At 66.3% G+C, this 13,656-nt stretch carries 10 protein-coding genes and 1 pseudogene; all 11 read left to right on the top strand.

The window, feature by feature from the left end; translation table 11 throughout:
• The first annotated feature begins 2 nt into the window (after nucleotides 1-2).
• The gene (locus U5A65_RS03795; protein WP_321945518.1) at nucleotides 3-1,376 is read left to right on the top strand and encodes an LLM class flavin-dependent oxidoreductase; all 1,374 of its coding nucleotides are present in this window, start codon (nucleotides 3-5) and stop codon (nucleotides 1,374-1,376) included.
• Nucleotides 1,377-1,429: 53 nt separating this feature from the next.
• A complete protein-coding gene (locus U5A65_RS03800; protein ID WP_321908113.1) occupies nucleotides 1,430-1,936 on the top strand; it encodes a flavin reductase in 507 nt (168 codons plus the stop codon).
• Between the two features lie 2 nt (nucleotides 1,937-1,938).
• Nucleotides 1,939-3,219, top strand: coding sequence for an MFS transporter (locus tag U5A65_RS03805; RefSeq protein ID WP_321945519.1), 1,281 nt, complete (start codon nucleotides 1,939-1,941; stop codon nucleotides 3,217-3,219).
• Nucleotides 3,220-3,457: 238 nt separating this feature from the next.
• A pseudogene (locus U5A65_RS03810) lies at nucleotides 3,458-4,624 on the top strand (GNAT family N-acetyltransferase).
• 190 nt (nucleotides 4,625-4,814) lie between these two features.
• Entirely contained in the window at nucleotides 4,815-5,828 is a 1,014-nt protein-coding gene (gene deoC, locus U5A65_RS03815; RefSeq protein ID WP_321945520.1) for a deoxyribose-phosphate aldolase, read from the top strand.
• Nucleotides 5,829-5,841: 13 nt separating this feature from the next.
• The gene (locus U5A65_RS03820) at nucleotides 5,842-8,223 is read left to right on the top strand and encodes an aldehyde dehydrogenase family protein (protein WP_321945521.1); all 2,382 of its coding nucleotides are present in this window, start codon (nucleotides 5,842-5,844) and stop codon (nucleotides 8,221-8,223) included.
• Between the two features lie 173 nt (nucleotides 8,224-8,396).
• Nucleotides 8,397-8,876: an RbsD/FucU family protein gene (locus U5A65_RS03825; RefSeq protein ID WP_321945522.1), complete on the top strand. Its 480-nt coding sequence runs from the start codon at nucleotides 8,397-8,399 to the stop codon at nucleotides 8,874-8,876.
• Nucleotides 8,873-9,814, top strand: coding sequence for a ribokinase (rbsK, locus tag U5A65_RS03830; RefSeq protein WP_321945523.1), 942 nt, complete (start codon nucleotides 8,873-8,875; stop codon nucleotides 9,812-9,814). The genes U5A65_RS03825 and rbsK overlap by 4 nt, the downstream gene beginning before the upstream one ends.
• 53 nt (nucleotides 9,815-9,867) lie before the next feature.
• Entirely contained in the window at nucleotides 9,868-10,905 is a 1,038-nt protein-coding gene (locus tag U5A65_RS03835) for an ABC transporter permease (protein ID WP_321945524.1), read from the top strand.
• Nucleotides 10,906-11,048: 143 nt separating this feature from the next.
• Complete coding sequence (locus tag U5A65_RS03840) at nucleotides 11,049-12,053, top strand: autoinducer 2 ABC transporter substrate-binding protein (protein WP_321908099.1); 1,005 nt, start codon at nucleotides 11,049-11,051, stop codon at nucleotides 12,051-12,053.
• Between the two features lie 74 nt (nucleotides 12,054-12,127).
• On the top strand, nucleotides 12,128-13,648 hold the full coding sequence (locus U5A65_RS03845) for a sugar ABC transporter ATP-binding protein (protein ID WP_321908096.1): 1,521 nt from the start codon (nucleotides 12,128-12,130) through the stop codon (nucleotides 13,646-13,648).
• Nucleotides 13,649-13,656: the final 8 nt, after the last annotated feature.

Raw genomic sequence — 13,656 nt, forward strand, 5'->3', positions numbered from 1 at the left:
ACATGCCGCGTGAAATCCGTCTGAACGCTTTTGACATGAACTGCGTGGGCCACATTCAGCAAGGCTTGTGGACGCATCCGCGCGACCAGTCGAGCCGCTATACGGAGCTGCAGTACTGGACCGACTACGCGAAGAAGCTCGAACGGGGCCTGTTCGACGGCATTTTTTTCGCGGATGTCGTGGGCGTGTACGACGTCTACGGCGGCAACGCGGATGCCGCGCTGCGCGGCGCGGTGCAGGTGCCGGTGAACGACCCTACGCTCGTCATTCCCGCCATGGCCGCGGTTACACAGCATCTGGGCTTTGGCGTGACGGCCAATCTCACCTATGAGCAGCCGTTTCTGTTTGCGCGGCGCATGTCCACGCTCGACCATCTCACGGGCGGGCGCATCGGCTGGAACATCGTCACAGGCTATCTCGATAGCGCCGCGCGCGCGATCGGCATGGACGGGCAGAACGCCCACGACGACCGTTACGATCTGGCCGACGAATACATGTCGCTCGTGTACAAGCTCTGGGAGGGCAGCTGGGACGACAATGCGGTGATCAACGACCGCGCGGGCGGTATTTACGCCGACCCGGCGCGCGTGCGCATGATTCATCATCGCGGGCCGCAGTACAAGGTGGATGCAATGCACCTGTGCGCACCGTCGCCGCAGCGCACGCCCGTGCTGTACCAGGCGGGATCGTCCACGCGCGGAAGGCGCTTTGCGGCGACGCACGCCGAGTGCGTGTTCATCAATGGTCAGAAGATGGACGGCGTGAAGGAGATCGTCGGAGACATTCGGCGCCAGGCGGTGCAACTCGGACGCGCGGCCGACGACGTGAAGGTCTTTCTTGGCGCCACGCTGATCGTCGGACGCACGGATAACGAAGCGCGCGAGAAGTTCGAAGACTACCGGCGCTACGTGAGCTCCGAAGCGGCGCTCGCACACGCGGCGGCTTCGCTTGGCATCGACTTCGCGCGCTACGATCTCGACGAGCCGATCGAAACAGGCCAGAGCCAGGCGATTGTTTCGAACGTCGAAGCCATGACGCGCAGCGCCGGGCCGCAATGGACGCGCCGCAAGCTGCTCGAGCAAATGGTGCTCGGCAGCCGCCAGGCGCCGTGGGTGGGCTCGGCGCAGCGCATTGCGGATACGCTGATCGAGTGGAGCGAAACGGCCGGCGTGGATGGCTTCAATCTTTCGCGCACGGTGGTGCCGGAGTGCTTCGACGACGTGGTCGAACTGCTGGTGCCGGAACTGCAAACGCGCGGCGCGTACAAGAGCGCGTATCGTGAGGGCACGCTGCGCGAAAAGCTCTCCGGCGGCGCGCGTCTGCCGGCCTCGCACGCGGCGGCACGCTATCGCGGCGCGCGCGCCAACGACGCATGAGCATCGGACACTGAATTCCCGCTACGAGGAGACCGCGGCAAGCGGGCAAGAACATGGTAGACAAATCCCTCTTTCGTGACGCCATGGCAGGTCTTGGGGCCGCCGTGAACATCGTCACGACCGATGGCGACGCCGGGCGCGCCGGGTGCACGGCGTCCGCCGTATGCGGCGTGACGGACGAGCCGCCCACGCTGCTCGTCTGCATCAACCGCACGAGCCGCAACAACGCGATCCTGCGCGAGAACGGCCGGCTTTGCGTGAACGTGCTGGCGGCCGACCAGCGCGAGGTGGCCACGCGCTTCGCCACGAAAGACATCGACATGGACGAGCGTTTCGCGCTCGCCGACTGGTATCGGCTCGAAACGGGGGCGCCTGCACTGCGCGGCGCGGTGAGTTCATTCGATTGCCACATTACGCGCACGACCGAAGTCGGCACGCACACGGTGTTTTTCTGCGAGATCAAGGCGGCACGCATGGTGGGCGGGCGTGACGGGCTGATCTGGTTCGGCCGCGCGTTTCATCGCGTGCTTGCGCAGGCGCACGCAGCGGCGGCGGTCTGAGCGTGGCGCGCACGCCTTCTCAAGGGGCTGGCGGTTCCCGTTCTCCTGACGAAACGGGGTCGCCTGGGCAAGGCGCGGCGCAACGCGGCAAGGCCGCATCGCTGGCGTTGCTGCTGCTCGCGCAGGTGGCGGCGATGGGCGTGTGGTTTTCGTCGAGCACGGTGGTGGCCCTCATCAAGCAGGCACACGCCATTGCGGCGTTCGATGAGGCGCTGCTCACGAGCGCCGTGCAGTGCGGCTTCGTAGCGGGCACCATCACTTCGGCGCTGCTTTCGCTGCCCGACCGCTACGATCTACGCAGGCTGCTCGCGGGCTCCGCGCTCGTGGCGGCCGTCGCTACCGCCTCGCTCGCGTTCCTGCCGCCGGTTGGCGGCGCGGTCGTCGCGCTGCGCTTCGTCACCGGCATGTGCATGGCGGGCGTGTATCCGGTCGGCATGCGGCTCGCGGCCACCTGGGCGAAGGGCGATCTCGGCCTGCTCGTTGGCCTCCTCGTCGGCGCGCTCACGCTCGGCTCGGCGAGCCCGCATTTGCTGGCCGCGACGGGCGGGCTCGACTGGCGCACGATCTATGGCGTCGCCGCCGCATGCGCGGCGTGCGCCGCAGTGCTGATCGGCTTTGCGGGCATCGGGCCGAATATCCGGCGCGCCACGCGCATCGACTTCGCGAAGGTCACGCAGGCGTGGCGTAAGCCCGCCTTGCGGCTCGCCAATCTCGGCTATCTCGGCCACATGTGGGAGCTTTACGCGATGTGGGCGTGGCTCGCGCTGTTTCTTCAGCAAACCTTTATCGCACGTGGCATGGCCAACGCCCGCACGCGCGCGGAATGGATGACCTTCAGCGTGATCGCGATCGGCGCGGCAGGCGCGTGGCTAGGCGGCGTGCTGGCGGACCGCGTGGGGCGCACGGCCGTCACGGTGGGCGCCATGGCGACGAGCGCAACGTGCGCGGCGCTCATGGGCTGGCTGGCCAACGCGCCGCTTGCCGTAATGGGGGCCGTCGCGCTCGTGTGGGGCGTCTCGGTGATCGCCGATTCCGCGCAGTTTTCGGCGAGCGTGGCCGAACTGGCCGATCCGGACTCGGTCGGCACGCTGCTGACCGCGCAAACCTGCGCGGGCTTTTTGCTCACGCTGGTGAGCATTCATCTCGTGCCTTACGCGGTGGCGTGGCTCGGATGGCGGGGCGGCTTCGGCATGCTGGCCGTGGGGCCGGCGCTTGGTTGCGTCGCGATGCTGCGCTTGCGCCGTCATCCCGACGCGGTGAGGCTGGCGGGCGGGCGGCGTTGAGGATCGAGTCAGCACGTGCCGTGCGCTGATACGGTCAATCAAAGCGAAAACTCGCGAATCGTTGCGCGCGCATGCATCTCTCAGGACACGCCCGCCGCGACGCCGCGAGAACCGGTGGAGTTCAAGTCCGGTTGTGGCTCCACCGCAGCCATAAACCGTGGACCTTTTCACGGAGCCACGGCTACGTTACCTTTGTGCGGATACCCTATCTGTCTCGCGCAAGAGGAGCTTGTCACGCATGTCAGCAAGACTGAACGAATTCCAGCAGCCCATAGGCGACCCGGTAACCGGCTGGCAGCCGCGCGAGCGGCCCGCGCGCGTGACGATCGAAGGTCGGTTCTGCCGCATCGAGCCCATCGACCTCGACCGGCATGCCGCCGATCTCTTCGAAGCGTACGGCACGGCGGCCGACGGGCGCGACTGGACCTATCTGTTCGCCGAGCCGTTCACCGACTTCGCGGCGTTTCGCGAGTACCTCGCGAAAGCGGCCGCATCGAGCGACCCGTTCCATTACGCTGTGATCGACCGCGCGAGCGGCAAGGCCGTGGGCACGTTCGCGCTCATGCGCATCGAGCCGGTGCATGGCGTGATCGAAGTGGGCAGCGTGACGTTTTCGCCGCGCCTGAAGCAAACGCCGGTTTCGACCGAGGCGCAGTACCTGCTGATGCGCTACGCGTTCGACGACCTCGGCTACCGGCGCTACGAATGGAAATGCGACAGCCTGAACGCGCCTTCGCGCAAGACGGCGCTGCGTCTTGGCTTCCAGTTCGAGGGCATTTTCCGCCAGGCGATCGTGTACAAGGGCCGCAACCGCGACACCGCGTGGTTCGCCATCATCGACCAGGACTGGCCGCTCGTGAAAGCCGCGTTCGAGAAGTGGCTCTCGAAAGAGAACTTCGACGCGCACGGCCAGCAACGCGCCTCGCTTGCCAGCTTGAGAGACCCGGCGGCGTCCTGAATGTCTGCGGCGATCCTGATCCGCGATGTCGCGCCCGCCGACCGCGACGCGTGGTTCCACCTTTGGGCCGGCTACAACGCGTTCTACGAAACGCGCGTCGCGCCGCACATCAGCGAGCGAACATGGCAGCGCATGCTCGATGCGAACGCGCCGCTGTTCGCGCGCGTGGCTGAAGTCGAGGGAAAGCTGGCGGGATTCAGCCTCTGCGTGCTGCATGAAGGCACATGGGTGGACGCGCCGATCTGCTATCTGGAAGACCTCTTCGTCGATCCCGGCTGCCGCGGCCAGGGCATAGGCAGGCGGCTTATCGAAGACCTCATCGCGCTGGCGCGTTCGCGCGCATGGTCGCGTCTTTACTGGCACACGCGCGAGGACAACCCCGCGCGCAAGCTCTACGACGAATTCGCGCAAGCCGACGATTTCGTGCGTTATCGATTGCAGTTCTGAACCCGGCGCGCGGATACGCGCAAACGGCGGCTTCGCGCGGAGGCTTGAACGCGCGCGCCGGCGTTCTCACGTCCCGAGTGTGATAGATAGGATTGTAACGAGTATTGTCACGATCGTTTCATCGGTATAGGATGAGTGCGAATAAACCACCACGGTTTGATGTGCATTGCACAAATTCGCCTCCCAGCCTATGTCAGAAGCCTCAACGAACTCGCTCGTCGTGCTGCGCGGCGCGCCCGCCCAGCACGCTGCGCATGGCGCGCGCAACGCCGGCGTGGCGTTCGACGCGGCGTGGCTCGACGCCTTGCGCGTCAACCAGTCCGCCGTCGAGCGGCGCACGGCCACGCTCGGCACGCGCCGCGCGGTCAAGAAGGACGCGCAGGCCGCGTGGCTCCTGAAGGCCATCACCTGCATCGATCTCACCACGCTCAACGGCGACGACACCGAGGGCCGCGTGCGGCGCCTGTGCACGAAGGCGCGCCACCCCGTGCGCGCCGACCTGCTGGCCGCGCTCGGCTTCGCGCCCGAGGCCATCACCACGGGCGCGGTGTGCGTGTACCACCGCTTCGTCGCGGCGGCCGTGGACTCGCTGGCGGGCAGCGGCATACCCGTTGCGGCGGTGTCCACCGGCTTTCCGGCCGGCCTCAATCCGCACGCGCTCAAGCTCAAGGAAATCGAGGCCTCCGTTAAGGACGGCGCCGAGGAAATCGACATCGTCGTGACGCGCGAGTACGTGCTAACCGGCAACTGGCGCGCGCTTTACGACGAAGTGCGCGATTTCCGCGCGGCGTGCGGCCACGCGCACCTGAAGGCGATTCTCGCCACCGGCGACATTCGCGTGCTGTCGAACATTGCCCGCGCTTCGATGGTCTGCATGATGGCGGGCGCGGACTTCATCAAGACGTCCACGGGCAAGGAAGGCACCAATGCCACGCTCGACGTTTCGCTCGTCATGGTGCGCATGATCCGCGAATACCGCGAGCGCACCGGCGCGCTGGTGGGCTTCAAGCCCGCGGGCGGCGTCTCGAACGCCAAAACCGCGCTTGCGTACCAGATCCTCATGAAGGAAGAGCTGGGGCGGCCCTGGCTCGAGCCCGAGCTGTTCCGCTTCGGCGCGTCGAGCCTGCTTGCCGACATCGAGCGCCAGCTCGAACACCACGTGAGCGGCCGCTATTCCGCCTTCCACCGCCACCCCGTAGCCTGAGCAGACCATACCGATGAGCGTAGCCGAGTACTTCCGAACGATGGATTACGGTCCCGCCCCCGAGGACGATCAGCCCGTGCGCGCCTGGCTTGCGCAGCACGAAGCCACGTTCGGGCATTTCATTGATGGCGCATGGCGCGAGAGTGGCGATGGTGCGCGCTTCGAAGTGCGCGCGCCGGCCACCGGCGAGGCGCTCGCCGCCGTGGCGCAAGGCGGCGCGGCCGATGTGGCGGCGGCCGTGGCGGCAGCGCGCGCGTCGCAGCCCGAGTGGTACGCCATGGGCGGCGCGGCGCGGGCACGTCATCTTTACGCGCTTTCGCGCATGGTGCAGCGGCACAGCCGCCTCTTTGCCGTGCTCGAAGCGCTCGACAACGGCAAGCCGATTCGCGAGGCGCGCGATATCGACATTCCGCTCGTGGCGCGCCATTTCCTCCATCACGCTGGCTGGGCGCAGCTTCAGGAGAACGAACTGCCTGGCTGGTCGCCGCTTGGTGTGATCGGTCAGATCGTGCCGTGGAACTTTCCGCTACTGATGCTCGCGTGGAAAGTGGCGCCCGCTATCGCGCTCGGCAACTGCGTGGTGCTCAAGCCCGCCGAATACACGCCGCTCACCGCGCTCCTGTTCGCCGAACTGGCGCATCGCGCGGGGCTGCCCAAGGGCGTGCTCAACGTGGTGACGGGCGACGGCAGCACGGGCGCGGCGCTCGTCGAGCATCCGGGCGTCGACAAGATCGCCTTTACCGGCTCGACCGAAGTGGGCCGACTCATCCGTACCGCGACGGCCGGCACGGGCAAGTCGCTCACGCTCGAACTGGGCGGCAAGTCGCCGTTCATCGTCTTCGACGACGCCGACCTCGACGGCGCGGTGGAAGGCGTGGTGGACGCCATCTGGTTCAACCAGGGCCAGGTGTGCTGCGCGGGTTCGCGCCTGCTCGTGCAGGAAGGCGTGGAAGCGCGCTTCATCGAAAAGCTCAAGCGCCGCATGGCGACGCTGCGCGTGGGGCCTTCGCTCGACAAGGGCATCGACATTGGCGCGATCGTCGATCCGGTGCAGCTCGAACGCATCGAGTCGCTCGTGGAAGCCGGGCGGCGCGAAGGCTGCAACGTGTGGCAGCCGCGCGAAGTCGAGCTGCCGTCGGGCGGCTGTTTCTATCCGCCCACGCTAGTTACGGGCGTGGGACCGGCGTCGACGCTCGCGCAGGAAGAAATCTTCGGGCCGGTGCTCGCGGCTATGAGCTTTCGCACGCCGGAAGAGGCCGTGGCGCTCGCGAACAATTCGCGCTACGGACTCGCCGCGAGCGTGTGGAGCGAAACCATCGGTCGCGCGCTCGACATCGCGCCGCGCCTGCAATGCGGCGTGGTGTGGATCAACGCGACAAACCTCTTCGACGCGAGCGTGGGCTTTGGCGGCTACCGCGAATCGGGCTTCGGGCGCGAAGGCGGCCGCGAAGGCGTGTTCGAATATCTGAAGCCCGCAGCCTGGAGCACGCTGCCGATGCGCGCGCAACGCAAGGCGCGCTCGCCCGCACAAGACTTTGCGCATGCAGGCACAGGTCTCGATCGCACTGCGAAGCTTTTCATCGGCGGCAAGCAGGTGCGGCCCGATAGCGGTTATTCGCACGCCGTGTACGCGCCCAATGGCGAGTGGGTGGGCGAAGTTGCCGCGGGTAGCCGCAAGGACGTGCGCGACGCCGTTGCCGCCGCGCGTGGTGCGAGCAAATGGACGCAGATGAGCACGCACGCTCGCGCCCAGGTGCTGTACTACCTCGCGGAAAATCTGAGCGCGCGCGCCGAAGAATTCGCGCGGCAACTTTCGCGCCGCGCGGGACATGACGCGCGCGCGGCCGAGCGTGAAGTGGAAATGGCCATCGACCGGCTATTCAGCTACGCGGCGTGGGCCGACAAGTTCGATGGCGCGGTGCATACGCCGCCGTTGCGCGGCGTTGCGCTCGCGATGCACGAGGCGCTAGGCGTGGTCGGCATCGCCTGCCCCGACGAAGCGCCGCTGCTTGGCTTCGTTTCGCTCATCGCGCCGGCGCTCGCAATGGGCAACCGCGTGGTGGCGCTGGCGAGCGAGGCATGCCCGCTGGCGGCAACGGATTTTTATCAGGTCGTGGAGACTTCGGATGTGCCCGCGGGTGCGCTCAACATTCTGACCGGCGAGCGAGCGGCGCTGCTGCCGGCGCTGGCGAAGCACGACGATGTGGACGCGCTCTGGTGCTTCGGCACGGCGGCCGATTCGTCCCTTGTGGAGCGCGAATCGGTCGGCAACCTGAAGCGCACCTTCGTCGATCATGGCCGCGAGGTTGACTGGTTCGACCGGACGAGCGCAGGATTGCCGTTCCTGCGCCAGGCCGTGCAGGTGAAGAACATCTGGATACCGTACGGCGACTGAGCGTTTCGAACAAGAGAACGCCAAAGGGCATCACTAAGCGCTGAAGCGCCAAGTGCTGCCGACAGCTTTGCATGGGACCGGAGTAAGTGCTGAAGCACTAACTCCGGTCGACAGCTTTGCATGGGACGGCACTAAGCGCTAAAGCGCTAAGTGCCGTCGACAGGAGACAAAAAATGCTGAAGAATCTCGACCCGCTTCTGAATGCCGATGTCCTCCAGGCGCTGCGCGCAATGGGTCACGGCGACGAACTCGTCGTTTGCGACGCCAACTTTCCCGCCGACTCGGTTGCACGCGCAACGGTGCTCGGCAAGCTGCTGCGCATCGACGGCGCCGATGCGCCTCGCGCCGTGCGCGCAATTCTCTCCGTGCTGCCGCTCGACACGTTCGTCGAATCCCCGGCCATGCGCATGGAAGTGGTGGGCGAGCCCAACACGATCCCCACGGTGCAGCACGAAGTGCAGGCCGAAGTCGATGCCGCGGAAGGCCGCTCCGTGCCGTTCGCGCCCATCGAGCGTCATGCGTTCTACGCGCGCGCCCGCAAGGCCTACTGCGTGATCGCCACGGGGGAAACGCGTGGCTACGGCTGCTTCGTGTTCACCAAAGGCGTGCTGCTTGCGCCCGACGCGCCGCGTGCGAAGGAGCCAGGCCAATGAGCGGACGCGTCGTCATCCTCGGCATCTATGTGACCGACCTCGCGTTCCGTGCGAGCCGCATGCCGATGATCGGCGAGACGCTCGCCGGCTCGGCATTCGCGATGGGGCCCGGCGGCAAGGGCTCGAATCAGGCGGTGGCGGCCGCCCGCGCGGGCGCGCAGGTGGTGTTCTGCACGCGCGTGGGCAACGACGCGTTCGGCGATATCGCGCGGGCGACGTGGGCCGCCGAAGGCATCACGGCGCGCACCCGGGCCGTGGAAGGCCTGGCCACGGGCGCGGCGCACATCTTCGTGGACGACACGACCGGCATGAACGCGATCATCGTCGCGGCGGGCGCGGCGGCCACGATGGAGCCCGGCGACGCGGAAGCAATCGAAGCCGATATTGCGGCCTCCCAGGTATTCGTCACGCAGCTCGAACAGCCGCTCGCGGCGGCGCGGCGCGGCCTCGAACTCGCGCGCCGGCATGGCGTGAAGACCGTGTTCAATCCGGCGCCCGCCATCGCGCTACCCGACGACATCTTCCCGCTGTGCGACTACGTCACGCCGAATGAGACCGAGGCGCAGGCGCTCACCGGCATCGAGATCCGCAACGCCGACGACGCGCGCCGCGCCGCCGACGTGCTGCTCGCCAAGGGCGCGGGCGCGGTCATCGTGACGCTGGGCGAAGCCGGTGCGCTGTTGCATACGCGCGATGACTCGGTCTTGCTGCCCGCGTTCAATTGCGGCCCGGTCGTGGAAACGGCGGGCGCGGGCGATGGCTTCACGGGCGGCTTCGCGGCGGCGCTCGCACGCGGCGACGACGCGCTCACGGCCACGCGCTTTGGCTGTGCGCTGGCGGGCATTTCCGTCACGCGCGCGGGCACCGCGCCTTCCATGCCGCGAAAGGAAGAAGTCGACGCGATGCTTGCGCGCACGGCGAGCGCCGACGCGCATTGAGCGCAGCACGTTAAGCATTGCCAGGTGACAACACACCGCAAAGGATGAGGTCCATGAAGTCTGCACTCTTTGCCAAATGGTTCGGCGACCGGCAGTTGAACTTCCTGCTGGCGGTGAACCTGCTGGTCGTGCTGGTCGCGGTCTGGGTATCGCGCGGGCAGTTCGTCGGCATCGACAACCTGCAGTCGATGGGCGCGCAACTGCCCGAAGTCGCGCTGCTCGCGCTTGGCATCATGCTCTCCATGCTTTCGGGCAACGGCGGCATCGACCTTTCAGGCGTCGGGCTCGCGAATCTTTCGGGCATGATCGCCGCGCTGGTGGTGCCGCGCCTCGTGAGCGGCGACGACTCACCCGTGCTCTATACGACGCTCTTTTGCGTGATCGTCCTGTGCATGGGGCTCATTGGCGGCCTGCTCAACGGCGTGCTGATCGCGCGCCTCGGGCTCACGCCCATTCTCTGCACGCTCGGCACGCAACTGCTTTTCACGGGCTTCGCGGTGGCGCTTTCCAACGGCGCCTCGGTGCACGTGGATTATGTCGAACCGCTGGCCGACATCAGCAACGGCACGTTCTTCCAGGTGCCGATCTCATTCCTGCTATTCGTGGCCGTGGTCGTGCTGCTGGGCTGGCTGCTCAGGCGCACGCCGTTCGGGCTGCGCCTCTACCTCATGGGCACGAACCAGCGCGCGGCGTTCTATGCAGGTATTCCGCGTGCGCGCATGCTGATCATGACCTATGCGATGTGCGGCGTGCTCGCTTCGCTTGCGGGGCTCGTGAGCGTTTCGCACACGCTCAGCGCGAAATGGGACTACGGCAATTCCTATCTGCTGATCGCCATTCTCATCGCGGTGATGGGCGGCGTAAATCCGGCGGGCGGCTATGGACGCATCATCTGCGTGTTTTTTGCCGCGACGGTGCTGCAATTCCTTTCGAGCCTCTTCAATTTGATGGGCGTTTCGCAGTTTTTCGGCGACTGCGCCTGGGGCTTCCTGCTGTTGCTTTCGCTCGCCTTTGCGGGCGGTGAGCGGGTACGCGCGATTTTCGGTTTCGGGGGCTCCCCGTCTGCGGGCAAAGGGCGGACCTCGGGCTGACCGGCTGAACCGTGCAACAGGCGGGCCTCGAGCCTCGGAGGTCCGCCGCCATCTAATTCGGGGCGAGAGCTTGCGTTGCATGGGACCGCAGTAAGTGCCGACGCACAAACTGCGGATCGACACAAAAGAAACGGAGACATGACATGAAGATCAAGCGACTCAGCGTGGCAATCACAGCATGTGCACTTGCCGCTGGCATGGCGGCCGTGGCGTATGCGGCGGAAAACCCGACCATCGTCACGGTGGTGAAGGTGACCGGCATCAGCTGGTTCAACCGCATGGACGACGGCATCAAGGAGTTCGGCAAGGACAACCCGAAGGTTTCGGTCTACCAGACGGGGCCGGGCCGCGCGGACGCCGCGCAGCAACTGAAGATCATCGACGACCTGATCGCGAAGAAAGTGAGCGCGATCGCCGTCGTGCCGTACGATCCGCCCACGCTCGAGCCGGCGCTCAAGAAGGCGATGGACCGCGGCATCAAGGTGGTTACGCATGAGGCCGACAACGAGAAGAACACCATGGTCGACGTCGAGGCGTTCGACAACTCCGCCTACGGCGCCGCGCTCAACGACCGCCTCGCCTCGTGCATGCACAACGACGGCAAGTGGGCGACGATGGTCGGATCGCTCGGCAGCCGCTCGCAGGTGCAGTGGGCCGACGGCGGCATCGACAACGCGAAGAAGAAGTTCCCGAAGATGCAGCTCGTCGAAACGAACCTCGAGACCAACAACGACGGTGAGCACGCCTATGAAGTGGCCAAGGAAGTGCTGCGCAAGCATCCGGACATCAAGGGCTTCCAGGGCTCGTCGTCGCTCGACGTGATCGGCATTGGCCGCGCGGTCGAGGAAGCGGGCCTGCAGGGCAAGATCTGCGTGTATGGCACGGGCCTGCCGACCGAAGCCGGCAAGTACCTCGAAAGCGGCGCGATCAACGGTATTGCGTTCTGGGATCCGAAGCTGGCGGGCATGGCGATGAACAAGATCGCGATGATGCTGATCGACGGCAAGACGGTCGAAAACGGCGCGAATCTCGGCTTGCCGGGCTATGAGAAGGTCACGGTGTCGAAGGGTCCGGGCAAGGGCATCATCGTGCGCGGCCAGGGTTGGGTGAGCGTCGACAAGTCGAACTACAAGCAATACAACTTCTGATCGGCAGAAGGTGGCGCGCGCAACGGTCGTGAGGCCCAAGCGCGCGCCTGGTCGTAACGTCACGAAGAGACGACATGGCTTCAGAACCGTTATTGCAGGTGCTCGGCGTGCACAAGCGCTTTACGGGCGTGCACGCCTTGCGAGGCGTGACGCTCGCGTTCGAGCGCGGGCAGATCTATCACCTGCTCGGCGAGAACGGGTGCGGCAAGAGCACGCTCATCAAGATCATCTCCGGTGCGCAACCGCCCGACGAAGGCGAACTCGTGATCGACGGCGCGCGCCATGCGCGGCTCTCGCCGCTCGAATCGCTTGCGGCGGGCATAGAGACCGTCTATCAGGATCTTTCGCTGCTGCCCAACATGAGCGTGGCGGAGAATGTGGGGCTCACGACCGAACTCGCGGAACATGCGGGGCGCCTTGCTCGCACGTTCGACCGCCGCGAACTCGCCCGCACGGCCGAGCGCGCGCTGAAGGCCGTGGGGCTGCCAGGCGACGCCGACTTTCAGGCGACGCTCATCGAGCAACTGCCGCTCGCCACACGCCAGCTCGTGGCGATCGCGCGCGCCATTGCGAGCGAAGCGAAGTTCGTCATCATGGACGAGCCCACGACCTCGCTCACGCAAAAGGAAGTCACCAACCTGATCGCCGTGCTCGCGCACTTGCGCGCGCAGGGCGTGACCGTGCTGTTCGTGAGCCACAAGCTCGACGAGTGCTACGCGATTGGCGGCGAAGTGATCGTGCTGCGCGATGGCCAGAAAGTGACGCAAGGCCCGATTACGAATTACACCAAGGCGCAGTTGAGCGAACTGATGACTGGCCGCGCGCTCTCCACCGAACGGTACCGCAACGTCGCGGCCGAAGCCGACGTGCTGCTCGACGTTCGCGGCCTTGGCCGCTCGGGCCTCTTTCGCGACGTGTCGTTCACGCTGCATCGCGGCGAGATTCTCGGCGTGACGGGCCTGCTCGATTCGGGCCGCAACGAACTCGCGCGTGCGCTTGCGGGCGTTGCGCCGGCCGACGCGGGCGAGATCGTGCTCGAGGGCCGTGCGATCAAGCTTGCCACGCCCGGCGACGCGCGACGCGCGCGCATTGGCTATGTGCCGGAAGACCGCCTGAACGAAGGCCTTTTCCTCGACAAGCCGATTCGCGACAACGTGATCACGGCGATGATCGCGAGCCTGCGTGACCGCTTCGGCCAGATCGACCGCACGCGTGCGCGCGCATTGGCCGAGAACACCGTGAAGGAACTGCAGATCGCCACGCCCGATGTGGATAAGGCCGTGCAGTCGCTTTCGGGCGGCAACCAGCAGCGCGTATTGATAGGCCGCTGGCTCGCCATCGACCCGCACGTGCTGATTCTGCACGGGCCGACCGTGGGCGTGGACGTCGGCTCGAAGGACATCATCTATCGCATCATGCAGCGGCTCTCGCAGCGTGGCATCGGCATTCTGCTCGTGAGCGACGACTTGCCCGAACTGCTGCAGAACTGCGACCGCGTGCTGATGATGCGTAAAGGCCGCCTCGCCGAAGAGCACCACGCCGTTGGCCTGACCGAGGCCGAGCTGTACCGCGCGCTGCTTGCCGAAGCGGCCTGAATTTCGCG

The organism is Paraburkholderia sp. J10-1, from assembly GCF_905220165.1.
In the GTDB taxonomy this organism is placed as follows: domain Bacteria; phylum Pseudomonadota; class Gammaproteobacteria; order Burkholderiales; family Burkholderiaceae; genus Paraburkholderia.